The organism is Streptomyces niveus, assembly GCF_001723055.1.
GTDB classification, from domain to species: domain Bacteria; phylum Actinomycetota; class Actinomycetes; order Streptomycetales; family Streptomycetaceae; genus Streptomyces; species Streptomyces niveus.
In genome coordinates, this window is sequence record NZ_MDCR01000144.1 from 1 (window position 1) to 24,911 (window position 24,911).

Genomic DNA, 24,911 nt, shown 5'->3' on the forward strand with positions numbered 1-24,911 from the left:
CCGGGACACCGGCGCAAGGACACCGGCATCCGGCGGCCCCGTGCTCAGTGCGCGAGGACCTGGTCCGACGGGTCGGGCGGGCCCGCCTTGCCGCCGGTGCGCAGCGGCACCGGCCGCGTCGCCTCCCGGTGGGACGGGTCCCGTACCTCGCCGACGAGCATCTCCAGCACGTCCTCCAGCGCGACGAGCCCCAGCACCCGGCCCGACGCGTCGGCGACCTGGGCGAGGTGTGTGGCGGCGCGGCGCATGACGGTGAGGGCGTCGTCCAGGGGCAGTTCGGCCCGCAGGGTCGTCATCGGCCGCCAGACGTGCTGCGGTACGGCGCGCTCCCGCACCTCCAGGTCGAGCACGTCCTTGACGTGGACGTACCCCATGAAGACCCCGGTGTTGTCGGCGCAGACCGGGAAGCGGGAGAAGCCGGTGCGCACCGTCAGCTCCTCGATCTCCCGGGGCGTGACGGCGGGCGTCACCGTCACCAGTCCGGCCCGGGTGAGCAGGACGTCGGTGACGGGCCGGGAGCCGAGCTCCAGGGCGTCCTCCAGGCGCTCCTGCTCAGCCGGTTCGAGGAGGCCGGCCTGGCCGGAGTCCTCCACGAGCCGGTTGAGCTGTTCGCTGGTGAAGACGGCCTCCACCTCGTCCTTGGGTTCGACGCCGAAGGCCCGCAGGACGAGCGTGGCGCAGGCGCCGAGGGCGGCGGTGACGGGGCGGCAGAGCCGGGCGAAGCCGACCAGGCCGGGGCTGAGCCAGATCGCGGTCCTCTCGGGCGCGGCCATGGCGAGATTCTTCGGGACCATCTCGCCGATGACGAGGTGCAGGAAGACGACCAGGGCGAGGGCGATGAAGAAGCCCAGCGGATGGATGAGACCTTCGGGCACATGGGCCGCGTGGAAGACCGGTTCGAGGAGATGGGCCACGGTGGGCTCGGCGACCGCGCCGAGCGTCAGGGAACAGATGGTGATGCCGAACTGGGCGGCGGCCATCATCTGCGGAAGGTTCTCCAGACCGTGCAGCACCTGTCTGGCGCGTGCCGATCCCTGGGCGGCCAGCGGCTCGATCTGGCTGCGCCGTACGGAGACGAGCGCGAACTCGGCGCCGACGAAGAATCCGTTGGCGAGGACGAGCAGGACGGCGAAGAGAAGCTGGAGGACGCTCACCGGGCCGCCTCCGCCTTCGCCGGGGCTGTGGTCGCCGCGGGTTCCGTGCCGACGGCGGCTGTCGTCGTGGCCGAGACCGGGACCGTGACCGTGGCGGGCTGCCGGGACGGTACGGGGGGCCGTACGCCGGTGGCCGGGACGTCGCCGGTGCGTACCAGCCGGACTCGCTCGGCGCGGTAGCGCCCGACCTGCCGGACGGAGAGCCGCCAGCCGGGCAGCTCCGCGCGGTCGCCGGGTGCGGGGATCCGGCCGAGCAGATCGGCGACGAGTCCCGCCACCGTCTCGTACGGCCCGTCCGGGACTTCGAGTCCTATGCGCTGGAGGGTGAGGACCCGGCAGCTGCCCTCGGCGTCCCAGGTGGGGCGCCCGTCGTCGGTGGCGACGGAGACGAGTTCGGGGCGCCCGTCGCCCTCGCTGTCGTGCTCGTCCAGGACCTCGCCGACCAGTTCCTCGATGATGTCCTCAAGGGTGACGACCCCGGCCGTACCGCCGTACTCGTCGACGACCACGGCGATGGGCTGCTCGTTGCGCAGCCGCTCCAGGAGCTGCTGCACGGGCACCGTCTCGGGGACGAGCTGGGCCTGTACGGAGATCCGGCCGACCGGGACGCGCTGCCGTTCGTGCGCGGGGACGGCGAGCGCGTCCTTCAGATGGGCCATGCCGACGATCTCGTCGATGCGCTCGCGGTAGACGGGGAAGCGGGACAGGCCCGTGGCGCGGGTCAGGTTGACCACGTCGGCCGCCGTGGCGTCCGACTGGAGGGCTATGACCTTCACGCGCGGGGTCATGACGTGCTGCGCGGTGAGATGGCCGAGGGACAGGGTCCGTACGAACAGGTCCGCCGTGTCCTGTTCGAGCGCGCCGGCCAGCGCGGAGTGCCTGGCCAGCGAGACCAGCTCGCCGGGTGTGCGGGCCGAGGCCAGCTCGTCGGTCGGCTCCACGCCGAACAGCCGCACGAGCCGGTTGGCCACCGTGTTGAGCAGGGTGATGACGGGCCGGAAGACGGTGGCGAACAGATGCTGCGGTCCCGCGACGAAGCGCGCGACCTGCAACGGCCGGGACACCGCCCAGTTCTTCGGCACGAGTTCGCCGATGACCATCTGGACGGCGGAGGCGAGGAGCACGCCGATCACCACGGCGACGCCGGACACGGCCCCTTCGGGGAGGCCCGTGGCCGTGAGGGGGCCGTCGAGCAGCTGCGCGAGCGCGGGCTCGGCGAGCATGCCGACGACGAGGGAGGTGATGGTGATGCCGAGCTGGGTGCCGGAGAGCTGGAAGGACAGCTCCCGCAGGGCGCGGACGACGGCGCGGGCGCGGCGGTCGCCCGCCGCGGCAGCGCGTTCGGCGTCCGGCCGGTCCACGGTCACGAGACCGAACTCGGCCGCCACGAAGAATCCGTTGGCGAGGATGAGAAGGAATGCCGCGGCGAGCAGCAGAAGGGGGATGGTCATGCCGCCGCCTCTTCGAAGGCGGCGGCGCAGGTACTACCGGATGATCCGTCCATTGCTGGAGGGAGTCACTCCTCGGGTCGCAGGATGCCCCGCGGGCCGGTACTCACGGCCGTCGGATGCGGGGCGGGGCGCACTTGGCGTCACCGACCACCAGGGTAGCCACTGGGACGGCGACCGCAATGTTCACGCGGGACCGTTGTCCGTGGCGCTGTCCTTGGAGGGGTCGCTCGCGGCGTCGGTGGCGGCATCCGTACCGATGCCGCGCGACTCCACGAGGGCGCGCAGGGCCCGCGCGTCGCGTACGGCCTTCTGCTTGGCGATACCGGGCTGGATGCCGAGCACCGGCAGGCTGGTGCCGTCGCTGAGATCGAGGAAGACCCACGGGTCACCGACGCGCAGATTCACACGCAGGATCTCCGGCCACTCCAGCCGCCGGACACGGGTGAGATTGACGACGGTGACACCCGTGTCGTCGGCGACGACCTTGGGGCGGCTCAGCAGGCACAGCACCCCGAAGAAGAGCAGCGCGACGAAGATGAAGCTGACCCGCTCCCCCGCGTTCAGTTTCTCCAGCGTCACGGACATGGCCGTGATGACGACGAGCATGAGCGCCCCGACGGACAGCAGGACAGCCCGGGTGCCGTTCGGCCGGAACGTCACGGGCAGGGCGAGCGGGTCGGGAAGCGCGGGGCGCGCGGCCGGCACGGTCATCGGAGGTGAGTCCTTCACAGGCGGCAGGCGTGGATGGCCGTGGTGAGAATGGCGCGGGCACCGAGCTGGTACAGGTCGTCCATGATGCGCTGCGCCTCTCTGGCCGGGACCATCGCGCGGACGGCGACCCAGCCCTCGTTGTGCAGCGGGGAGATGGTCGGCGACTCCAGGCCGGGCGTCAGGGCGACGGCGCGCTCCAGGTGCTCGGCGCGGCAGTCGTAGTCCATCATCACGTAGGTGCGCGCGACCAGGACGCCCTGGAGGCGGCGCAGGAACTGCTGGACCTTCGGTTCGTCGGCGTCCGCCCCGTTGCGGCGGATGACGATCGCCTCGGACTTCATGATCGGCTCGCCGATGACCTCAAGTCCGGCGTTGCGCATCGAGGTGCCGGTCTCCACGACGTCGGCGATGAGCTGCGCGACGCCCAGCTCGATGGCCGTCTCGACGGCGCCGTCGAGGTGCACGACGGAGGCGTCCACGCCCTGGTCGGCGAGGTACTTGACGACGACGCCTTCGTAGGAGGTGGCGATCGTCAGCCCGCCGAAGTCGGCGACGGACGTGGCCGTGCCGGGCTTCGCGGCGAAGCGGAAGGTGGAGCGGGCGAAGCCGAGCGGCAGGATCTCCTCGGCGCCCGCGCCCGAGTCGAGCAGCAGGTCACGTCCGGTGATGCCGATGTCGAGCCGGCCGGAGCTGACGTAGATCGCGATGTCGCGCGGGCGGAGGTAGAAGAACTCCACCTCGTTCTCGGGGTCGACCAGGACGAGTTCCTTGGACTCCTTGCGCTGCTGGTAGCCGGCCTCATGCAGCATCGCCGACGCTGCCCCGGAGAGTGAACCCTTGTTGGGGACGGCGATACGCAGCATGGGAGTCGCTTCCTTACCTATGCGTGACAGCGGGGAACCGTGAGCGGGCGGCGTCCGGACGCGCCGCTGCGCCCGGGGCCGTTAAGTCGTACGTCGATGAGGGTGGTGCTCACAGATGGGCGTAGACGTCGTCGAGCGAGATCCCGCGCGCGACCATCATCACCTGGACGTGGTACAGCAGCTGCGAGATCTCCTCGGCGGTGGCTTCGGGGCCCTCGTACTCGGCCGCCATCCACACCTCGGCGGCCTCTTCGACGACCTTCTTACCGATGGCATGCACTCCCTTGTCCACCAGTTCGGCGGTGCGGGAGGTGCTGGGGTCGCCCGTGGCGGCCTTCTGCTGAAGCTCGGCGAAGAGCTCCTCGAACGTCTTCTTCGGCATGGTGAGGCTTAGCCTACGCGGTCCGGCGGGGCCGTCAGCGCCAGGGTTCGGCGACGGTACGCAGGGTGGCCGCCGTGGCGACGGCGGCGGTGACCGCCTCGTGGCCCTTGTCCTCGCGGGAGCCCTCAAGTCCCGCCCGGTCCAGCGCCTGTTCCTCGGTGTCGCAGGTCAGCACGCCGAATCCGATCGGTACGCCGGTGTCGATCGAGACGGTCGTCAGGCCCTGGGTGACGCCCTGGCACACGTAGTCGAAGTGGGGGGTGCCGCCCCGGATGACGACGCCGAGGGCGACGACGGCGTCGTAACCGCGGTCGGCGAGGACCTTGGCGACGACGGGCAGCTCGAAGCTGCCGGGGACCCTGAGCAGGGTCGGCTCGTCGATGCCCAGTTCGCGCAGGGCGCGCAGGGCGCCGTCGACGAGTCCGTCCATGACCTTCTCGTGCCACAGGGCCGCGATGACCGCCACCCGCAGGTCGCCGCAGTTGCGGACGGACAGTTCGGGTGCACCCTTGCCGCTCATGTCTCTCCTGTTGTTCCGTGTGCTGGTGTGCCGGTGTGTCGTGCGGGTCGCGCGTGGTGGTTACTGGTTGCCGCAGGCCGATGTGGCCGCCGGGTCGAGCCAGGGCAGTTCGTGCCCCATCCGGTCCCGCTTGGTGCGCAGGTAGCGCAGGTTGTGCTCGCCCGCCTGGACGGGCATGGGCTCGCGCGCGGTCACCTCCAGGCCGTGCCGCTCCAACGCGTGGACCTTGTCGGGGTTGTTGGTCATCAGCCGCAGGCTGCGCACCCCGAGGTCGTCGAGGATCTGCGCCCCGGCCGCGTAGTCCCGCGCGTCGGCGGGCAGGCCGAGTTCCAGGTTGGCGTCGAGGGTGTCGCGCCCCCGCTCCTGGAGTTCGTACGCGCGCAGCTTGGACAGCAGTCCGATGCCGCGTCCCTCATGGCCGCGCAGATAGACGACGACGCCCCGGCCGGCCTCGGTGACGCGCCGCATCGACGCCTGGAGCTGCGGGCCGCAGTCGCAGCGCTGCGAGGAGAAGACGTCGCCGGTCAGGCACTCGGAGTGGACCCGCACGAGCACGTCGGAGCCGTCGCCGATGTCGCCATGGACGAGGGCGACATGCTCGACGCCGTCGACGGTGGACCGGTAGCCGTACGCGGTGAACTCGCCGTACGCCGTGGGCAGACTGATCTCGGCCTCACGGCGCACGGTGGGCTCCGCCGCACGCCGGTAGGCGATCAGGTCCTCGATCGAGATGATCGTCAGGCCGTGCTTGCGCGCGAACGGGATCAGCTCGGGCAGCCGGAGCATCACCCCGTCCTCGCCCGCGATCTCGACGATCGCCCCGGCGGGACGCAGCCCCGCGAGGCGCGCCAGGTCGACCGCCGCCTCGGTGTGGCCGTTGCGTGCGAGGACCCCGCCCGGCTTGGCGCGCAGCGGGAAGATGTGGCCGGGCCGGACGAAGTCGCCGGGAGTGGCCTGCTCGCCGGCGGCGAGCAGACGCAGCGTGGTGGCGCGGTCGGAGGCGGAGATGCCGGTGGTGACGCCGTGGGCCGGTGCCGCGTCGACGGTGACGGTGAACGCGGTGCGCATCGACTCGGTGTTGTGGTCGACCATCTGAGGCAGTTCGAGCCGGTCCAGGTCCGCGCCCTCCATGGGGGCGCAGATCATTCCGCGGCACTCCCGCATCATGAAGGCGATGATCTCGGGGGACGCCTTCTCGGCGGCGACGACGAGATCACCCTCGTTCTCGCGGTCCTCGTCGTCGACGACCACGACGGGGCGGCCCGCCGCGATGTCCATGATCGCCCGCTCCACGGGGTCGAGGGCGAAGTCCTCGATGTTGTCGGTGGAGTACCAGGTGGGCTGTGCGGTCATGCTGTTGCTCCTTCCAGAGCGTGGGTGTCGACGCGGGTGCGCAGCCACCAGTCGCGCAGCCCCCACAGGACGAGGCCGAGGTAGACGACGTACACGAAGCCGGAGAAGGGGAGTCCGCTGCTGAAGGCGAGCGGTACGCCGACGAGGTCGACCAGGAGCCAGGCGAACCAGAACTCGACCAGACCGCGTGCCTGGGCGACCATCGCGGCGAGGGTGCCGACGAAGATGTACGCGTCGGGCCAGGGGTTCCAGGACAGTTCGGGTACGGCGGTGAAGAGGCCGCCGACGGCGAGGGTGCCCAGCGCCGTGCCGCCGAGAAGCAGCCAGCGCTCGGGCCAGGTGGCGAACCGTACGGCGATCGTGCCGACCGAGCCGTCGGAGTCTCGCCGCCGTCCGCGCTGCCACATCCGCCAGCCCCACAACGCGACGCCGATGACCAGGAGTTGCTTGCCGACGCCGCCGCTGAGCTGCGCGGAGGCGTAGGCGGTGACGAGGATGACGCCGGACAGGAACTGCGCGGGCCAGGTCAGGATCGAGCGGCGCCAGCCGAGCGCGAGGGCGATCAGGCCGATGGAGTTGCCGATCATGTCGGACCACATGATGTGCTGGCCGAAGGCGGTGAACGCCTCCGCGTTCAGCCAGGGCATGTCCAGCCACGAGGGCAGCGCGCTCACCGGACCGGCCCCTGTGTGTCTCCCGCGCCGGATGCCATCAGCCGCTCCACGTACTTGGCGATGACGTCGACCTCCAGGTTGACCGGGTCGCCGGGCTGCTTGATGCCGAGTGTGGTCAGCGCGAGGGTGGTGGGGATGAGGCTGATGGTGAAGTAGTCGGGTCCCGCGTCGACCACCGTGAGGCTGACGCCGTCGACGGTGATGGAGCCCTTCTCGACCACGTAGCGCGTGAGGTCGGCGGGCAGCGAGATCTTGACGATCTCCCAGTTCTCGGACGCCTCGCGCTCCACGACCGTGCCGGTGCCGTCGACATGGCCCTGGACGATATGGCCGCCGAGCCGGTCTCCGACGGCCATGGGCCGTTCCAGGTTGACGCGTGAGCCGGGCACGAGCGCGCCGAGGCTGGAGCGTTTCAGCGTCTCGGCCATCACGTCGGCGGTGAACTCGCCCTCGGCGAGGTCGACCACGGTGAGGCAGACGCCGTTGACGGCGATCGAGTCGCCGTGCTTGGCGTCCTCGGTGACGGCGGGGCCGCGCAGCCGGAAGCGGGAGGAGTCGCCGAGGTTCTCGACGGCGGTGACCTCACCCAGTTCTTCGACGATTCCGGTGAACACTCAACGCTCCTTGTGGGAAGTGGGAACAGCGGTGGTGGTGCTGTCGGCCGGGCTGTGTCCGGGTGTCGCGGTGATGCGGAGATCGGGGCCGATCCGTACGGTCTCGGTCATCCGCAGACGCAACGCCCGCGCGATGGTGGTGATTCCGGCGTCGCCGAGCGCGGCTGGTCCGGCGCCCAGCAGGACGGGCGCGAGATAGCCGACGACCTTGTCGACGGCCCCGGCCGCGACGAAGGCCCCGGCCAGCGTCGGACCGCCTTCGAGGAGTACGGAGCGCACGCCGCGCGCGTGCAGTTCGGCGAGGAGCGCGGGGACGGACAACCCGCGCTCGGCGCGCGGCAGTCGTACGACGTCCACCGGCTCGTCGCCGGGCCCGGCGGCCTTGAGGTGCGTGGTGTCCGCGTCGTCGGCGACGGCGATCAGTGTGGGCGCGGCGCCGTCCAGGACCCGTGCTCCGGGCCGTACGGCGGTGGCCTCGGTGTCCACGACGACCCGCAGCGGCTGGACGGCGCCGTCGACGCCGCGGACCGCGAGGTGCGGGTCGTCGGCGCGCGCGGTGCCGGAGCCGACGACGACGGCGTCTGCCTCGGCGCGCAGCCGGTGGACGTCGGCGCGGGACTCGGCCGAGGTGATCCAGCGGCTGGTGGTGTCGGCCGCGGCGATCCGGCCGTCGAGCGTCGCGGCGTACTTCCACAGGACGTACGGGCGGCCGAGCCGCACCGAGGTGAGCCAGGCGGCGTTGCCGGCCTCGGCCTCCTCGGCGAGCAGTCCTGCCTCGACCTGGACGCCGGCCGCCCGCAGGGTGCCGGCGCCGCCGGTGGCCTGCGGTGTGGGGTCACCGACCGCGTACACGACGCGGGCGATGCCGGCCTCGGCGAGTGCTTGTGAGCAGGGGCCGGTGCGGCCGGTGTGGTCGCACGGTTCGAGCGTGACGTAGGCGGTGCCGCCGCGGGCGCGGTCGCCGGCGGCGCGCAGGGCGTGGATCTCGGCGTGCGGGCCGCCGGCCCGCCGGTGGAATCCCTCGCCGGCCGGTTGTCCGGCGGCGTCGAGGATCACGCATCCGACGACCGGATTGGGGCTGGTGGCGCCGAGCGCGCGGGCGGCGAGCGCGATGGCTCGGCGCATGGCGTCCGTGTCGGCGGTGGTGGCCACCGGGTCCTCCTGCCTCTGGGGCACGGACTCCGGGGCCTGTCGATGACGACAGAGAAACGGGAAACGCACACGGGAACGCCGAGGCCGAGGAAACGAACCGTCCGGAAAGGACGATCCGTCGACGACGGCGTACCGATGACGGCCCGCCGCGCACTGCCTCCCATCCGGACTTTCACCGTCGGTCCAGGAGTTTCACCTGGTCAACCGGCCGCTGGAAGCGGTCGGGTCGCGGACTGTAACCGCCGGTTCGGAATTGCACCGACCCCGGAGTGCGCTGCTTCTGGTACGGAACCAGTGTGCCACGCCTGATCGTCGGCCATCAGGGCCGGGTGTGTGCGCTGACTCACAGACGGTGGCCGGGCGGCGACGGCGGGAGCGGCGGGCCGGGCGGTCGCGACACGGGCTCGTACCCTGTCGTCCCCCGGTGCGTCACACGCTGGCAGGCTTGGGCCATGGCAACAATCCTCGTGACCGGCGGTACGGGAACACTCGGCAGACAGGTCGTGGACCGGCTGCGCACGGACGGGCACACCGTCCGGGCGCTGAGCCGCAGTTCAGAGCCGTACGCCGTCGATCTGCGCGACGACGACAGCAGGGGCCTCGACGAGGCGTTAAGAGGTGTGGACGTGGTCGTCCACTGCGCTTCCTCGGCGTCGCCGCGCGGCGGTGACGACAGGGCGGCGGCGCATCTCGTGGAGTCGGCCGTACGCGCGAAGATTCCGCATCTTGTCTATGTCTCGATCGTCGGGGTCGACCGATTGCCGCTCGGCTACCACCGGACCAAGCGGGTCGTCGAGCGGATGGTCGAGGACTCGGGGCTCGGCTGGACGATTCTGCGCACGACCCAGTTCCACGACCTTGTGCTGCGGATGCTGGAGGGTGCGACGAAACTGCCGGTCGCGGCGCTGCTGCCGGCGGAGGTGCGGCTTCAGCCGGTCGGGTCGGCGGAGGTCGCGTCCCGGCTGGCGGACCTGGCCACGCGCCCGCCGTCGGGCCGGGTTCCCGACATCGGCGGTCCCGAGATCCTGACCGTGCGGGAGCTGGCCGACGTCTATCTGCGGGCGACGGGTCACAAGCGCCGGGTGCTGCCGATGCCGCTGTTCGGGAAGGCGTACGCGAGTTACCGCCGGGGCGATCAACTGGTGCCCGAACGGGCGGTGGGCAAGGAGACGTTCGAGGACTTCCTGGCGACTCGGAAGATGTGAACCAGCGGGGCGCGGGTCGCACGGGGATGCGCGGGAATTCACGAGGATGTGACACGGCGGCCGGCTGACGCCTCGCCGACGCCCCTCAGGCCGGTGGCGCGAAGAGGTCGTCCTGGGCCGCGTCGCGCGCTGTCAGGAGTGCTCCCCTCAGTACGGCGGCGCCGCCCAGCGGGCTCGCCACCACCTCCGTACGGAGGGGGGACATCTCCGCGAGCCGGGCCTCGACGCGGGAGGCGAGTTCCGGGCCGCCCGCGTGCCCGACCTCGCCGCCCAGGACCACGCGGCCCGGGTCGAGTACGGCGCTGATGGCGGCGGCGCCGACCGCGAGCCGGCCGGCGAGGGCGTCGAGGAAGGCGTCGCCGGCCGTACCGGCCGTGTGGGCGGCGCGTACGACGGCCGCCGCCGGGGGCTCCTGGGGGCGGGCGTCGGCGAACAGGCCGTGGCGCTCGGCGAGTTCGCAGATGGCCGCGGACCCGGCGAGCGTATGGAACCCGCCGTCGCAGGCGGTGGCCGAGGGCAGCCCCGAGGTGCCGGGCACCGGAAGGAAGCCGATCTCGCCCGCGCCGCCCGAGGCGCCGCGCCGGACCTTGCCGTCCAGGACGAGGGCGGCGCCCACGCCGAGACCCAGCCACAGCAGGACGAAGGTGTCCGCGCCCTGGTCGCGGGCGGCGCCGACGCGCTGTTCGGCGACGGCGGCGAGATTGGTCTCGTTCTCCACGAGGACGGTGGCGGGCAGGCGTTCCTGGAGCGCGGCGACAAGTCTTCGGTGCCAGGCGGGGACTCCGCTGGTCTCGCGCAGTTCGCCGGTCACCGGGTCGATCAGTCCTGGCGCGCCGATGCCGACGCTGTGCAGCCGTACCGCGCCGGCCTCCCGGGCCGTGCGCTCCAGCAGGGCCGCGGCGCCCTCGACGGCCGGCTCGATGCCGGTGTCGCCACCGACGGGCAGCACCGCTTCGGCGAGCGTCGCCCCGAGGAGGTCGGCGACGACGACGGCGACGCTCTGGGTCCGTACGTCGAGCGCCGCGAGATGCGCCCGGTCGGCGACCAGCCCGTACAGCCGCGCGTTGGGGCCGCGGCGGGCGCCGCCCGTCTCGCCGACGATCCTGACCAGGCCGGAGCCTTGCAGCCGCTCCACGAGGTCGGCGACGGTGGGGCGCGAGAGCCCGGTGAGCGTTTTGAGCTGTCCCGCCGTCAACGGGCCTTCTTCCTGGAGGAGTTCCAGGGCGAGGCGGTCGTTGATGGCGCGAGCCGTACTCGGGGATGCGGCCATGCCTGGATCCTTCCAGATGTCCGCGATCTCTCGCGGGCGGCGCCATCTATTTATCATGCAGGGTTCCTGATAGTTTACTGCCGCGCTGCCGCAGGGCTGCGCCGGCGTGACCGCGCCGCACGGGGAGGACGAGACGCCATGCCGAGTGGACCACCGGTCTTCGACGAACAACGACTGCGCCAGGCACGGTTCGCCGTGGCCGCCGTCTTCTGTGTGCACGGCTCCGTCACCGGCAGTTTCGCGACCCGGATCCCCTGGATCCAGGACCACGCGGGGCTCAGCGCCGGGCAGTTGGGCCTCGCGCTGGCCTTCCCCGCCATCGGCGCGTCGGTCGCGATGCCGCTGGCCGGGGCGATCAGCCACCGGTTCGGCGCGCGTACGGCGCTGCGCGGGCTGCTCGCGCTGTGGACGCTCTCCCTCACGCTGCCCGCGCTCGCCCCCAATCTGCTGGCGCTCTGCCTGGCGCTGTTCGTGTACGGCGCCACCTCCGGCATGTCGGACGTGGCGATGAACGCGCTCGGTGTGGAGATAGAGAACCGGCTCGACAAGTCGATCATGTCGAGCCTGCACGGCATGTGGAGCACGGGCGCGCTGCTCGGCTCCGCGGGCGGCACGCTCGCCGCCCATATGGACAGCGACGCGCGCGTGCACCATCTGATCGCGGCGACCGTGCTCACGGTCGCCGGTCTGATCGCCTGCCGGTGGGTGCTCGATCTGCGCAGCACGCCGGACGACGAGCCGCCGCCGCGCTTCGCGCTGCCGCCGAGGTCCGCGCTGCTCATCGGCGCCATCGGCTTCTGCGCGGTCTTCGCCGAGGGCGCGAGTCTCGACTGGTCGGCGGTGTATCTGGAGGACGTACTGGACACCTCCCCCGGCCTTGCCGCCGCGTCCACCACCGCCTTCGCGCTCACCATGGCCGTCGCACGGCTGCTGGGTGACCGGGTGGTCGACCGCTTCGGCGCCGTACGGTGCGTCAGGGTGGGCGGCTTCTCCGCCACGCTCGGCGGCGCGCTGGTGGTCCTCGCGCCGAACCCGGTGGTCGCCATGGGCGGGTTCGCCCTCGTCGGTCTCGGGGTGGCGGTGGTCGTGCCGCTGGCCTTCGCCGCCGCCGGGCGCAGCGGGCCGAACCCCAGCCAGGCCATCGCGGGCGTCGCGACCATCACGTACACCTCGGGGCTGATCGCCCCCTCGGCGATCGGCGCGGTGGCCGACGCGACGTCACTGGTGGTCTCCTTCGGGCTGGTGACGGTGCTGGCCTTCGGGCTGGTGCTGGGCGCGAGCGTGCTGAAGACCGGGGACCGGCGTACGGCTCCGGCGGACGGGGCGGGGGCCGGGGCGCCGAAGCCCGCGCCCTCCATACAGAACGACTGAACGCACCGCTGACGGCGGACGCGGAAGGACAAACGGGCCGCGTCCGCCGTCAGTTCAGGGCGCGAGGCTGAGCGCGAAGCGGAACCGGGATATCGCCGAGCGCCCGGAGGGGCCGTACGGGAAGCTGCGGCCGACCGTCCTGGCGAGTACCTGCTGATGGACACCACGCGGCTGGACGTGTTCGCGTTCGATCCGCTCACGCTGCGGTGGGTGCAGGCCGAGCTGACGGTGGCGATGGACTGGTACACCCGCTACATCACCAGGCTGCGCCTCACGCCGGTCGCGACGAAGGCGGTGGACGTCTGCGCGGTGCTCTACCAGGCGTTCCGGCCCCGGCCGGCAGGGCGGGACTGGCCGCGGCACGCGGTCTGGCCCGAACACGGCATTCCCCGCACGCTGTTGCTGGACGTCGATGCGGCCGAGGGGCCGGGCCTCGCGTCTCCGCCGTTGGTTCCCGAGACGCTCGTGGTCGACCACGGCAAGGTGTACGTCTCGGAGCATCTGACATCCGTCTGCCGGCGGATGGGGATCTCGATCCAGCCCGCTCGGCTGCGAACCGGACGCGACAAAGGGCCTGTTGAGCGGTTCTTCGCACCCTGCGTGAGGAGCTGCTGGAGGCGCTGCCCGGCTACAAGGGCCCCGATATTCATGCGCGCGGCCAGGACCCGGAGGGTGAGGCGTTCTTCTTCCTCGACGAGTTGGAGGCGATCGTTAGGGAGTGGACCGCGGTGGTCTACCACTGCCACCCCCACGCGGGGCTCGTGGATCCCCGGGGTGCCGGGCCTGCGGATGTCGCCGGCGAAGATGTTCGAGCACGGCATGGCGCTGCGCATCTCGCGCGAGCAGGCGGCCCTCGAGCTGCCGTCACCGGACACCGCGACGCTCGCCTCCGTACGCACAGCACTGGGCGCCACCCCGCCAGCGGAGCAGCCCGACCCATCGCAGCCCGAGGTCGAGATGAGCGATGACGATGCCGCCGACCTGGAGGATCTTGCCGTCGAAGACGACTTCTACGCGGACGCCCTGGAGGACGTGTGAGCACGGTCGGCGCGCTGGATCTGGGCAATCTGGCCCTGTCGCGCAAGGAGGACTTCCAGGCATTCGTCGACGCTCCGCGCCGCACCCAGCCCGAGCGGCTGAACCGTACGGAACTGCATGCCCTGGACGAGCAAGCCCGGTCCGCCTTCAACGGGGTCCGGCGGCAGTGGCACGCCAATCTGAGGCCGATCCGCACCCCTCAACTGGCCTCGCTGCATGAGGACTTGTGGGACATCGTTGACAGCAACCAGCAGGACGGGGACAAGGCCAAGGGAGCGGTGGCCGTCGCCGCGTTCCCGGGGCTGGGCAAGACCACTGCGGTGCTCGCCTTCGCCCGCGCCTTCCACCGCCGCGAGGTCGCCGAGCACGGGGCGTTCACCGCGCAGGGGCATGAGCGGTGGCCGGTGTGCCGGGTCGGGCTGACGGGCAACACCGGCATGAAGGATCTGAACCGGGCGATGCTGGAGTTCTTCGGCCATCCCGGCCGCCACACGTCCACCGCCGCCCAGCTCGGCCTGCAAGCCCTGGACTGCATGCTGTTGTGCGAGGTCCGTGTGCTCATCCTGGACGACCTGCACTTCCTCAAGTGGCGCAAGACCAACGGGATCGAGGTCAGCAATCACCTGAAGTGGATCGCCAACGAGTTTCCCGTCACGCTCCTCAAGGTCGGTGTCGGTCTGGCGGACAAAGGACTGTTCAGCGAAGGCGAAAGGGCCGGCGACACGGCGCTGGCACAGACCGGTCGCCGTACCACGCGCCTGGACATGCCGCCCTTCAGCATCGACTCCGAGCAGGGGCGACTCCATTGGCGACACCTCCTGCTCGCCCTGGAGCAGCGCATTGTGCTGGCCGACGCCTATCCGGGCATGCTCGCCGACGACTTGTCCGACTACCTCTTCGCCCGCAGCACCGGGCACATCGGCTCGTTGATGACGCTCGTCAACCGCGGCTGCCTGCGAGCGCAGCGCACCGGCGCCGAGCGCCTCACCCGCGACCTGCTCGACCAGGTCAGAAACGATGAGGCTGCCGAGCACGCCCGCAGAGAGCTTGAGTACGCGCTGAGTGAGGGCAAGGCCACCAGCCGGCCACGCAGAAACCGCGCGTCCCGGTGACCGCCGCGCGGCGGACCCTGCCGCTGCGGTATCCGCCGCAACGGGGCGAAGCTCTCGATTCCTGGCTGGAGTTCCTGGCCGCCCGGCTGCACTGCCGGTTCGATGACCTGCTTCGCGCACTGAGCCTTCCGACCCAGGATGCGGTACTGGCCAAGCCGATGTCGTCGCGTTGGACGGTGCTGACCACGGGCGAGGAGATCACGTCGATCGCGGCGGTCTCCGGCGTTGCCGAGGACGACGTGGAGGCGATGACGCTGCAGCGCTTCGACGGCCACGCCGTCGTGATCCATCCCGGTCACCGCCGGGTGGAACCGCATCTGCTGTGGGGGCGGGCCGGATCCCGGTTCTGCCCCATGTGCCTGGCCGACAGCGGCGGGCGCTGGCAGCTGACCCGGCGCCTGGGCTGGTCATTCGCCTGCACCCAACACCAGGTTCTTCTGGCTGACCGCTGCCCGGACTGCCTCAAGATTCCGCGCTTGCGTGCCCACCCGCGCAGGGACACACCTCGCCTTGGCCTGTGCATGAGCCAGGCGCCCGGCCAGCCGCGCGGACGCCGCTGCCACCATCCGCTGACCGACACCCCCGTCACGGGCCTGTCGCCCGAGGGCGCCGCGCTGCGAACGCAACAGCTCATCGACACGCTCTTGGCGGCACCGGACGACCGGGTGACCTGGCCGCTGTATGTGCCGCACGACACGCCGCTGCGGGTCCTACTGAACGACGCACGGTGCCTGGGCGGACTGGTCCTCAACCACGCCGCTCCGAGCGACCTGGCCGACGGGTTCGAATCCGACGTACTTCGACGCCTGGAGCTCTACCGGTCCCGCCCGCCGACTGCAGGCGCGCACAACGAGGGCGGCGCTCAGCGGTTCAACGGCCACAGTTCCTTCGCCCCCAGCGATACCGCCGCTGCCGCGGTGGCCCTCGCCCTGGCCCTGCGCATCCTGACGGCACCGTCGGTGTCCGCCGCTGCCCAGGCCGCGCAGTGGCTGACCGACCGGGTCTCGGGCGGCGGCCGGCCGCTTCACCCCGGCGCTGTCGGCCTGTTGGGCGGCGGCCTCTCGCCGGGGCTGCATGCGGCGCTGCGCCGCAGCAGAGAGGCGAAGGTGATGCCGGTGGCGCGCCTGCGGCACCGTACCGCCATCGCCTCCACCCGCGCCCCGAGCAACCAGAACACCCGGGCGCCGATGCTGCCCACAGCCCTGTGGCCACAGTGGGCGCTGCGCCTGACTCCCTGGCACCCCAGCGGCATGCCCGTGGCACGCCGCTGCGATGAACTCCTCACGGTGGCCTGCCTGCTGGCCGACAACACCACCCCGATCCGGGCCGCCACCCGCCTGACCGGTACCACGGTGAGCAGCCACAACGTGTCCTCCCTGCTCGCCGAACTCACGCGCCGCCCCGACTGCGCGGGCGTCATGCACGCCTTGATCCTGCTCGCCGAACAGATCGATCAGCACGGCAGCCCCATCGACTACGCGCGACGTCGCGCCCTGTTCACCACCCGCTCCTGTTTCCTCGACCCGGCGCAATGGCGGAGCCTTCAGCGTCGGCTGCGTTCGAACCACCTCCCCGACATCGCACACGCCCAGCGCTGGGTCTTCCACACGCTGACCGGATCACCCCCACGCCTCGCGCACCCGGCCATCGCACCCGCGACCGCCTCGCAACGCGGGCAGTACCTGCGCTTTCGCTGGCGGATCCTGCCCGCCGAAGCGAACTGCTCCTGCACACCGCGCGCACGATCCTCGACGAGCACCACATTGACGAACCCGTCCAGTGGACCCCACGCCTCGACCCCGCCCTTCTGCGTCCGCTGCGGCTGCCCGGGCCCGACCCTCACAGCATCACCGCGGCCGAACTCCACCGCGCGGTGCCTGACGGCGACTACTCCATCGCCCGCCTCGCGCACGCGCTGAACACCACGACGGCCCACGTGATCTACCTGCTGTCACAGCACCCAGTCGACTGGAGCCCGCCGCGGTTTCGCCGCACCCAGCACACCGCCACCCGCATCGGGCAATGGCACACCTGGTACGAGGACAACGGCCTCTCCCTCCAGGACATCGCCGATCTCGAAGGAACGAGCCTGGCCACAGTGCGCCTGGCCCTGCTCAAGTACGGCGTCCAGCTTCGCCCAGCCGTGCCCCGACGGGGCCGACCAAGGAAACGGACACTCCCGTAGGAGCGGGCGCGGCGACGGCCCTCCCGCCCTCCATCCCACGTACTCCTCTGGCGCTGATTCGTTTCGCCCCATCCGTGCGACCGCCGAGCTGACACACCTGGCAGCCACCTCGCTGCAGCCCCCGGCAGTGATAGGCACGGGTTATGGCGTGATTCAGCACGCTCCTCTACCGGATCTTGACCTGCGTGCCTAACTTTGCAGGCAGGCGGAGGAGGACGAGGAGCGCCCCCTACTCATCTTCGCCGCGCTGGAGGCATAGCTACGACATGCCTCGACACCTTCGGCCTGTCCGCCGAGACGAACTGAGATAGACCGGAGTTGCCTGTGAGGTCGGAGGCAGTGCCATGGCCAACCTCGACCGACGTATGCCGCCCAAGAGGCGCCACCCTTGGGCAGAAAGAGACCTCCCACGTGAACAACACCGACTCCGTGCCAAACGGCTCTACACCAGGCACCCTTGACTCCGAAATGCTGCGGTTCTGCCGGGAGCTACCGAAGGTCGAACTCCATGTCCACCTCGAGGGATGCCTCGAACCCGACCTCCTCATGACGCTGGCCCAGCGCAACAACGTCACCGTCCCGTGGAAGACGGCCGACCAACTCCGCGCCGCCTACCGCTTCAAGAACCTCGCCTCGTTTCTCGACCTGTACTTCGCCGGCTGCCAAGTGCTCTGCACCCGCCAGGACTTCTACGACCTCACCACCGCCTACCTGGAGCGCGCACACGCGGACGGTGTTGTTCACTGCGAGGTCTTCCTCGGCCCGCAGAGCTTCACCGACCGAAACATCGCCACCGGCACCGTCATGGACGGCGTCCTGGACGCCATCTCCGATGCCGGGCAGCGCTCCGGGATCAGTGCCTCGCTCCTGGTGAGCGCGCACCGCCATCGCAGCGAGAAGGAAGCCTTCGCGCTCTTGGACAGTGTTGCGCCGTGGGCCGACCGGATCGCGGGTTTTGGCATGGGCGGCGCGGAGAACGGCAACCCACCGGCAAAGTTCACCCGCTACTTCGCCGAACTGCAACGGCAGGACTTCAAGACGACCATTCATGCAGGCGAGGAGGGGCCCGCCGACTACGTACGGCAGGCGTTCGAACTTCTGCGGGTCGACCGGATCGACCACGGCATCGCCATTCTTGAGGACGCGAAGCTCGTCCAAGAGATCGTCGCCGCCCGAACACCGCTTACGGTATGCCCCACCTCGAATGCGAGGCTGAACGTCGTTTCGTCCCTCAACAGCCATCCATTGCCGAAGATGCTTGCGGCTGGTCTCAACGTTTCGCTGCACTCGGACGATCCCGCGTACTTCGAGTCCTACCTCAGCGACACCTACGCGTCGAGCGCCGCCCACCTCGACCTCGAGCGCACCACCCTCGCCAACCTGGCCCGCAATGCGATCCGTTCGGCCTTCCTGCCGCCAGCGGCCCAACAGACGTACCTCGACCGCGTTGAGGCTCAGCTACAGCAACGGGGTGCTCAGGAACAAGCTGTGTGACCGTGCCGAAGAGGCGATGGCTGTCTCGTTCGCCGAGCCATTCTTCGACTATTCGCAGCCCTCGTCGTTGCATTCCTAGTCAACGTCGCCCTGTGGTGAGTCTGCTTCGACGCTGACCACAGCCGAGCTCCACCACCCGATGACTGCTCTTACCTGATTGGAAATGAAGGTCCACATGCTCGATCCCACCGTGTCGCCCAGCGAGCTGCCCCGGGCGGAGAAGCGTCTGCTGGAGCGGGCCCGGGAGATCGCGTCCCGGGCCTTGAATCCCGTATCACGCTTCCACGTCGGAGCAGCCGTCCAGGCGGCCAACGGGGACTGCTACACGGGGACGTTCTTCGAGTCGTCCTCGTTCCCACTGGGTGTGTGTGCCGAGGCCGCGGCACTGGCCGCTGCTGTAACTGCTGGAGTCCGTGACTTCGACATGATCGCGGTGGTCGGGGGCGACCCGCAGAGCACGGGACCCGGGCGGCCCGTCACGCCGTGTGGCGGGTGCCGCCAGCGCATCTTCGATGTCACCGGAGGACCCCAGCGGAACGTGACGGTGCTGTGCGCGGACCTGACGCTGTCGCAGATCTACCGGATGGACATCTGCACCTTGCTGCCCCTGCCCTTCAGCGCGGCAGATCTGCCCATCTCGCCTGCCTGACCGATTGTGGGCCACCCGGAAGAGACCGCCCGCCCCGGCGCCTGGCCGGCCGGCGTCCAGCTCACCGGAGGCTGCCGGATCGCGCCCTTCGAGTACCGCCCGCTGTCGGGTCGATCAGTGCGGCAGAGTATGAGGTCAGCCGGCGAGACCGACGACGAGCCGGATGAACCCCGCGCCCGCCACCGTGCAGGTCAGGGTCGAGCGAGCCGGGTGTTCGTGATGGGCCTCGGGCAGGATCTCGGCGGCGGCCAGGTACAGAAGCACACCGCCGAAGAAGCCGAGATAGCCGCCGAGCAACTGCTCCGGAATGCTGAACAGCAGCGTCGAGGCGGCACCCACTACCGGGGCCGCGGCGAACAGCATCATCATCGCCTTGCGGCGGGCGTTCCCGTAAAGGCTCGTAATCGTGTACGTGTTGAAGCCGTCGGCGAAGTCGTGAGCGATGACGGCAAGCGCCACTGTCAGCCCCATGCCTCCGCCGACCTGGAACGCGGCGCCGATCGCGACGCCGTCCATCACGCTGTGCCCGACCATCGCGGAGGCGGCCGTCAGGCCGATCTCGGGGACCCGTCCGTCCGGGTGCTCGTCCGCGCCGTGGGCCGCCTGACGCTGGGCGAGGAGGTGTTCCAGTACGTGCGCCGCGAGGAACCCGGCAACGAACAGGAGCAGCGCCGCAGGCACCCCGAACACCGGGCCGCCCGCCGCCTAGAGCGCTTCCGGCAGCAGGTCGAGACCGACCACGCCGAGCATAAGGCCGCCCGCCAGACCCAGCACAAGGTGGCGCCGGTCGGTAACGCGCTGCGCGGTCCAGCCGCCCACCAGGGTCATCAAGAAGGCGCCGAGCGCCACGAACACTGCCATCATTCGCTCCCTTCGTGGATTTCGTGATCTACATGGCCGGTCGGGTCGCCGGCAGGGCATTTGCCTCATACATGGCGGTTTCTCCGGGCCGGTGTCAGCGGTGAGGTTCAGGCGGAGAGAGAAGGCTTCGCCTGTGCGGGCTCCTCGTTCGGGTCGGGCAGGGCATGGAGGATGGCGTGGGCTGCGCGCTGCCCGCCGGCCAGCGCGCCTTCGATGTGGCCGGCGTAGCCGCGGGCGGTTTCGGTGGAGGCCCAGTGGAGCCGTCCGTCCAGGGCGGGGTGCTGGTAGCGGCGGTGGCCGAAGAGGGAGTAGTCGCCCAGTTGTGCCACCTGCGCGGGAGACGTCCACTGCTCGGTGCTCCAGTCCTGCACGTGCAGGGCGAGAGGCTGGGCGGCCTGCGGGCCGAAGAGCTGCGCCAGTTGACCGGTGACGGCGGCACCGAAGCCGGAGCCGGCGGTGCGGGCGGTGCTCGCGTGGGCGAAACCGAACAGGGCGGCGGGCCGGCCCTCGGGCCCGGACATGTCGTGGATCTCCTGCAGTGGTCCGGTGCGGCTGAAGGCGGCACCGGCCAGGCCGTCGGCGCGCCAGAACGCTTCGGGATATTCGGCGACGACCTTCACCACGGCGCCCATCCACACCGGGGTCTGCTCGGCGACGTGGACGAGGTCCGGGGCGAGTTGGCCGTCGAAGTCGATGCGTTCCAGGGCGAGTGCGGGCGGGACGGCGAGGACGACGTGGTCGGTGTCGATGGCAAAGCGGGGTGTGTCAACCGTCAGGCCGGACGCGGTGGACCGGATCGCGGTGACCGGGGTGCGCAGTTGGAGGGTGCCGGAGGGCAGCGTGGCGGCCAGGGCGTCGGTGAGGGATGCGGCGCTGGTGGTGAACCTCTGGGAGCGTGCGTCGATCGGGTTGCCGTCGAGCCGTTTCACGCCGCCCGTGTCCTGGTAGAAGGCGTCTCCGGTGGTGTGCTGGGGGAAGCTGCCGAGTCCGGAGTCTGTGAGCAGGGCGCGGACGTGCCGCTCGTCGTCCCAGAACCAGGTGGCCCCCAGATCGAGGGAGCCCTGCAATGCGGCCGGGGCGCTCAGCAGGCGGCCACCGATCCGCTCGCGGGCCTCCAGGACGACGACGTCATGGCCGGCTTGTGCGAGCGTGCTCGCCGCGGTGAGGCCCGACGCGCCTGCTCCGATCACGACGACGGACCGACGTGCGCTGTGCGCCATGTGCGGATTTCTTTCCTGCTCAGGCCGCAGGTACGGCCCAGGGAGTGGGTGGGGGATGGTCAGCCGTCGGTGGTGAGGACCATGCGGAAGCGGGCCTGGCCGGCCTGCTGGGTCTTCAGGGCGTCGGCCGCCTGCTGCAGGGGCGCGGTCTGTACCTGCGGTCGGACGCCGCTGGCCAGGGCAAAGCGCATGGCCTGCTCGGTGTCGACGGGCCTGCCGGTGATGTGTCCGGTGATGTGCCGGGCGTGCGGCACCAGTTTGTCCAGCGGCAGCTCCAGGGGTGTGCCGTCGAAGCCGACGACGGTGAGCCGGCCGTGCGGGGTGAGGCCGTCGATCAGTCCGGCAAGCGGCTTGCTGCTGGCGGCGGTGGACAGGATCAGGCGGGCGCCGCCCATGGCGCGCAGGGCCTTGCCGGCGTCCTCGTGCGAGGTGTCGAGGTAGTGGTGGGCGCCAAGTTCGAGGGCGGTGTGCCGCTTGGCCTCGCCGCGGCCGATGGCGACTGTCTCGAAGCCCATGGCGGCGGCGAACTGCACCGCGAAGTGGCCCAGGCCGCCGATACCGAGGACGGCGACCCGGTCGCCGGGCTGGGCCCCGCTGTGGCGCAGTGCGTTGAAGGTGGTCACGCCCGCGCACCCGAACGGTGCGGCTTCCTCGAAGGAGAGCCCGGCGGGGATGCGGACAAGGGCGGCGGCGGGGACGGTGATGGTGGTGGCCCAGCCACCCGGGTAGGTCAGTCCCGGGATCTGCCGCTCGGCGCAATGCACGACATCGCCCGACCGGCAGGCCGTGCAGTGCCCGCAGGAGCCGCCGAACCAGCCGACTCCGGCCCGCTCCCCGGCCTCCCAGCCCGCCACGCCCTCACCGATCCCGGCGACGACCCCGGCCACCTCGTGCCCGGGGGTGATCGGGAACCCGTAGGCGGGCGACGGATTGGCGGCCATGCCGGCGTCCGCTCCGCAGATACCGGACGCCTTCACGTTCAGGCGGACCTCGCCCGGGCCCGGCTCGCGCGGCGAAACGGGGGCGACGTGTACCGGCCCGCCGGGCTCGGTCACCAGGGCGCCGCGGTGCACCTGAAGGTCGGTTTCAGACACGGCAATCACTCCTGACAGAAATGAAGCGGCATTCCCCAGTGGATTTTGCGCGGTACGGTTAATTCACCGGGCGGCACCCCTGTGTGGAAATTGCCTTACCCCGCCGGGTCGGCGGAGCGTACTTCGCCCACCGTAGGACGAATACCCGGCAGCCGGTAGACGACGATCATGAATGCGGCTATAGCCTGAAGCTGTAGCCGAGAGGTGTGGAGTCCACGATGAACATCGAAGGGCTGCGCTACGCGCAGGCCGTGTCCCGGACCAAGTCATTCAGTGCCGCGGCGCGCGACTACGGCGTCACCCAGCCCGCCCTGTCGAACGGGGTGGCCCGCCTGGAGGCCGAACTGGGCATCAAGCTGTTCGACCGCTCGCCGCGCGGCGTCACACCCACGGCGCACGGCGCACATGTCCTGCCGATAATCGACCGCGCCCTGGAAGCGCTGGACTCCGTCACGACCGAGGCGCGCCGGCTGACCAGCCCGGCCGTCGGGCCGATCCGCATGGGCGTCTCACCGCTCATCGGCGCGGACCTGGTGGGCTGCGCCTTCAATGCCGCCCGCGGCCTGAGTCACCCGCGTGACCTGGTGCTGCGCGAGGCCGACCTGGACCTGCTGCGTACCGCTCTCAAGGACGGTGAGCTGGACGTACTGCTGGTGCCCGAGGTGGAACCCATGCCCGCCTACCGGCACCACACGATCTTCACCGAGCCCGTCGTCGTCATCGACCCGGCCGTCACCCCCGGCACCGAGGGCCCCGTGGAACTCACCGATACCGCCGGCGCCGACTTCATCCTGGTGCCCGACACCTGCGGCCTGACCACCTTCACCACACAGCTGTTCCGCGACAACGACCTGCCACTGCGCACCTATCCGGGCGAGGCCGCAAGCTACCGCGTCCTGGACGAATGGGCCCGCCTGGGGGTGGGCGCGGCCCTGCTGCCCCAATCCAAAGTGACGCAGAAGGCCGCGAACTGCCGCCCCCTGGTGCGGGGCGGAGCCCCCGTGGTGATGTCCTACGAGGCCGTCTGGGGACGCGACAACCCGCTCGGCGCCGATCTGGAGGAGTTCGTCGGCTTCCTGGCCGACTCCGCCTGCCACCTGGGTCCAGACCCCGAACCCGGTGGCGGGACCCCTTCGCAGGCAGCAGGCGCCGCGCTGCGCGCGCCTGCTGAGTAATGCAGGTTGGTTATAGCGGCATCACGGAAGATCCTCTACCGGATGCCGTCGCTGCGGCCTACTTTTGACTCATCCGAATCGCCCGCGGTAATTCGCGCGGCAATGCCGAAGAAAGGACGGGTCATGGCTTACCTGGAAATCACGCTGAAGGTGGCGGAAGAAAACCGGGCCGCGGCGGCCGGTGTGTACCAGAAGTACAAGCAGCCGTTCCTCGACACCGTCCCGGGCGCCGAGTCCAAGCAGCTGCTCGTGCGCGACGAGGACGTACAGGTGCTGCACGGCTTCAGCGCCGTCGCCGAAGCCCGCGCCTACCTCGACAGCGCCCTGTTCAAGCAGGATGTCGTCGGCGGCCTGGCACCGCTGCTGGCCGCCGACCCCGAGGTGCGGATCTACGACACCGTCTGACGGGTGCGAACGGGCCGCCCCACCTCACGCGGCGGCTCCTCGCCTCCACCCCTGTCCAGCTGACCTCACGGTCACTCCTCTCATGAGGCAGTCCCGGCACGGCACCCGTGCGGCGATTCCCTCTCACACTCGCACCAGGAGTTTCGGCATGTCCCGCACCACCATCGACCTCACCGGCAAGAAGGCCGTCATCATCGGCGGTACCAGCGGCATGGGCCTGTCCATCGCCCGGCACATTCTGGACGCCGGCGGCAGCGTCGTCGTCACCGGCCGCTCCGAGACGAGCGCGGCGAAGGCCGTGGCCGATCTGGCCAGCCCGAACGCGTCCTCTCTCGCCGTCGACTTGAACGACCCCGCCGCCGTCGAGGGCCTGCGCGAAGAGCTGTCGAACGCCCACGGCGACACGGCCCTGCTGGTCAACGCGGCCGGCGTGTTCGCGCCCAAGCCCTTCCTGGAGCACACGCCCGAGGACTACGACCGCTACCAGGCCATCAACCGGGCCTTCTTCCTCATCACTCAGACCGTTGCCGCGCGCATGGTCGAGCGCGGCACCAAGGGTTCCATCGTCAACGTCGGCTCCATGTGGGCTCACCAGGCCGTGGCCGCGACGCCTTCCTCGGCGTACTCCATGGCCAAGGCCGCACTGCACTCGCTCACCCAGCACCTGGGCATGGAGCTGGCGCCGTACGGCATCCGCGTCAACGCCGTCGCGCCGGCGGTCGTGCGCACGCCGATCTACGAGGAGTTCATCCCCCGGGCCGAGATGGACAGCGCGCTGGACGGCTTCAACTCCTTCCACCCGCTGGGCCGCACCGGCACTCCTCAGGACATTGCCGCCACGGTGGTGTTCCTGCTGTCCGACCAGACGGACTGGGTCACCGGCGCCATCTGGGACGTCGACGGCGGCGTCATGGCCGGCCGCAACTGACAACCGTCCCGCACGGCGGAACCACCCCAG

Annotated in this window: 23 protein-coding genes, 2 pseudogenes and 1 riboswitch; of the genes and pseudogenes, 11 read left to right on the forward strand and 14 right to left on the reverse strand. The window is 70.7% G+C overall.

Annotation, left to right across the window (positions count from 1 at the left end):
- Positions 1–44: 44 nt before the first annotated feature.
- From BHU15_RS18120 to ribD, 10 genes are all read right to left on the reverse strand, one after another.
- Positions 45–1,154, reverse strand: coding sequence for a hemolysin family protein (locus BHU15_RS18120; protein WP_069628145.1), 1,110 nt, complete (start codon positions 1,152–1,154; stop codon positions 45–47).
- Entirely contained in the window at positions 1,151–2,605 is a 1,455-nt protein-coding gene (locus tag BHU15_RS18125) for a hemolysin family protein (protein ID WP_069628146.1), read from the reverse strand. Before BHU15_RS18125 ends, BHU15_RS18120 begins: the two co-directional genes overlap by 4 nt.
- Positions 2,606–2,788: 183 nt before the next feature.
- The gene (locus tag BHU15_RS18130) at positions 2,789–3,316 is read right to left on the reverse strand and encodes a PH domain-containing protein (RefSeq protein WP_069628147.1); all 528 of its coding nucleotides are present in this window, start codon (positions 3,314–3,316) and stop codon (positions 2,789–2,791) included.
- A 14-nt stretch (positions 3,317–3,330) separates the two neighbouring features.
- A complete protein-coding gene (gene hisG, locus BHU15_RS18135) occupies positions 3,331–4,179 on the reverse strand; it encodes an ATP phosphoribosyltransferase (RefSeq protein WP_069628148.1) in 849 nt (282 codons plus the stop codon).
- Positions 4,180–4,288: 109 nt separating this feature from the next.
- Positions 4,289–4,561, reverse strand: coding sequence for a phosphoribosyl-ATP diphosphatase (locus BHU15_RS18140; RefSeq protein WP_023543014.1), 273 nt, complete (start codon positions 4,559–4,561; stop codon positions 4,289–4,291).
- 34 nt (positions 4,562–4,595) lie between these two features.
- Entirely contained in the window at positions 4,596–5,081 is a 486-nt protein-coding gene (ribH, locus tag BHU15_RS18145) for a 6,7-dimethyl-8-ribityllumazine synthase (protein WP_023543013.1), read from the reverse strand.
- Positions 5,082–5,141: 60 nt separating this feature from the next.
- A complete protein-coding gene (locus BHU15_RS18150; RefSeq protein WP_069628149.1) occupies positions 5,142–6,434 on the reverse strand; it encodes a bifunctional 3,4-dihydroxy-2-butanone-4-phosphate synthase/GTP cyclohydrolase II in 1,293 nt (430 codons plus the stop codon).
- Positions 6,431–7,081 (reverse strand): nicotinamide mononucleotide transporter family protein, encoded by a 651-nt coding sequence (locus tag BHU15_RS18155; RefSeq protein ID WP_069628176.1) that lies wholly within the window; start codon positions 7,079–7,081, stop codon positions 6,431–6,433. Before BHU15_RS18155 ends, BHU15_RS18150 begins: the two co-directional genes overlap by 4 nt.
- A gap of 23 nt (positions 7,082–7,104) precedes the next feature.
- A complete protein-coding gene (locus BHU15_RS18160; RefSeq protein WP_069628150.1) occupies positions 7,105–7,722 on the reverse strand; it encodes a riboflavin synthase in 618 nt (205 codons plus the stop codon).
- The gene (gene ribD / locus BHU15_RS18165; protein WP_069628151.1) at positions 7,723–8,874 is read right to left on the reverse strand and encodes a bifunctional diaminohydroxyphosphoribosylaminopyrimidine deaminase/5-amino-6-(5-phosphoribosylamino)uracil reductase RibD; all 1,152 of its coding nucleotides are present in this window, start codon (positions 8,872–8,874) and stop codon (positions 7,723–7,725) included.
- 146 nt (positions 8,875–9,020) lie between these two features.
- Positions 9,021–9,151, reverse strand: a riboswitch (FMN riboswitch).
- A 175-nt stretch (positions 9,152–9,326) separates the two neighbouring features.
- Between ribD and BHU15_RS18170 the strand changes: the two genes are divergently transcribed.
- Complete coding sequence (locus tag BHU15_RS18170) at positions 9,327–10,079, forward strand: SDR family oxidoreductase (RefSeq protein ID WP_069628152.1); 753 nt, start codon at positions 9,327–9,329, stop codon at positions 10,077–10,079.
- An 85-nt stretch (positions 10,080–10,164) separates the two neighbouring features.
- Here BHU15_RS18170 and BHU15_RS18175 read toward each other — a convergent pair whose 3' ends face one another.
- Complete coding sequence (locus BHU15_RS18175) at positions 10,165–11,349, reverse strand: ROK family transcriptional regulator (RefSeq protein WP_069628153.1); 1,185 nt, start codon at positions 11,347–11,349, stop codon at positions 10,165–10,167.
- A gap of 138 nt (positions 11,350–11,487) precedes the next feature.
- Here BHU15_RS18175 and BHU15_RS18180 point away from each other — a divergent pair, with 138 nt between their 5' ends.
- From BHU15_RS18180 to BHU15_RS18210, 7 genes and pseudogenes are all read left to right on the forward strand, one after another.
- Complete coding sequence (locus BHU15_RS18180; protein WP_069628154.1) at positions 11,488–12,720, forward strand: MFS transporter; 1,233 nt, start codon at positions 11,488–11,490, stop codon at positions 12,718–12,720.
- A gap of 64 nt (positions 12,721–12,784) precedes the next feature.
- Positions 12,785–13,758, forward strand: a pseudogene (locus BHU15_RS18185) (TnsB C-terminal domain-containing protein); the annotation flags it as partial.
- Entirely contained in the window at positions 13,755–14,870 is a 1,116-nt protein-coding gene (locus BHU15_RS18190) for a TniB family NTP-binding protein (protein ID WP_069628155.1), read from the forward strand. The pseudogene BHU15_RS18185 and the gene BHU15_RS18190, both read left to right, overlap by 4 nt.
- Entirely contained in the window at positions 14,867–16,789 is a 1,923-nt protein-coding gene (locus BHU15_RS18195) for a TniQ family protein (protein ID WP_069628156.1), read from the forward strand. The genes BHU15_RS18190 and BHU15_RS18195 overlap by 4 nt, the downstream gene beginning before the upstream one ends.
- Positions 16,744–17,055 carry a hypothetical protein gene (locus BHU15_RS18200; protein WP_135071556.1) on the forward strand — a complete coding sequence of 104 codons (312 nt, stop codon included), beginning with the start codon at positions 16,744–16,746 and terminating at the stop codon, positions 17,053–17,055. Before BHU15_RS18195 ends, BHU15_RS18200 begins: the two co-directional genes overlap by 46 nt.
- Positions 17,056–17,466: 411 nt before the next feature.
- Complete coding sequence (locus tag BHU15_RS18205) at positions 17,467–18,549, forward strand: adenosine deaminase (protein WP_209269231.1); 1,083 nt, start codon at positions 17,467–17,469, stop codon at positions 18,547–18,549.
- 175 nt (positions 18,550–18,724) lie between these two features.
- Entirely contained in the window at positions 18,725–19,198 is a 474-nt protein-coding gene (locus BHU15_RS18210) for a cytidine deaminase (RefSeq protein ID WP_069628159.1), read from the forward strand.
- 135 nt (positions 19,199–19,333) lie between these two features.
- Here BHU15_RS18210 and BHU15_RS18215 read toward each other — a convergent pair.
- From BHU15_RS18215 to BHU15_RS18225, 3 genes and pseudogenes are all read right to left on the reverse strand, one after another.
- Positions 19,334–20,059 (reverse strand): annotated as a pseudogene (locus BHU15_RS18215) (ZIP family metal transporter).
- 107 nt (positions 20,060–20,166) lie between these two features.
- Positions 20,167–21,279, reverse strand: coding sequence for a flavin monoamine oxidase family protein (locus BHU15_RS18220; RefSeq protein WP_069628160.1), 1,113 nt, complete (start codon positions 21,277–21,279; stop codon positions 20,167–20,169).
- A 59-nt stretch (positions 21,280–21,338) separates the two neighbouring features.
- On the reverse strand, positions 21,339–22,373 hold the full coding sequence (locus tag BHU15_RS18225) for an alcohol dehydrogenase catalytic domain-containing protein (RefSeq protein WP_247748832.1): 1,035 nt from the start codon (positions 22,371–22,373) through the stop codon (positions 21,339–21,341).
- A 218-nt stretch (positions 22,374–22,591) separates the two neighbouring features.
- On the opposite strand from BHU15_RS18225, the gene BHU15_RS18230 reads away from it, so the two are divergent.
- The 3 genes from BHU15_RS18230 to BHU15_RS18240 all read left to right on the forward strand — a co-directional run bounded on the left by BHU15_RS18230 (position 22,592) and on the right by BHU15_RS18240 (position 24,881).
- Complete coding sequence (locus tag BHU15_RS18230) at positions 22,592–23,548, forward strand: LysR family transcriptional regulator (RefSeq protein ID WP_079128217.1); 957 nt, start codon at positions 22,592–22,594, stop codon at positions 23,546–23,548.
- A 123-nt stretch (positions 23,549–23,671) separates the two neighbouring features.
- Complete coding sequence (locus BHU15_RS18235; protein WP_069628163.1) at positions 23,672–23,953, forward strand: hypothetical protein; 282 nt, start codon at positions 23,672–23,674, stop codon at positions 23,951–23,953.
- 148 nt (positions 23,954–24,101) lie between these two features.
- The gene (locus tag BHU15_RS18240; RefSeq protein WP_069628164.1) at positions 24,102–24,881 is read left to right on the forward strand and encodes an SDR family NAD(P)-dependent oxidoreductase; all 780 of its coding nucleotides are present in this window, start codon (positions 24,102–24,104) and stop codon (positions 24,879–24,881) included.
- Positions 24,882–24,911: the final 30 nt, after the last annotated feature.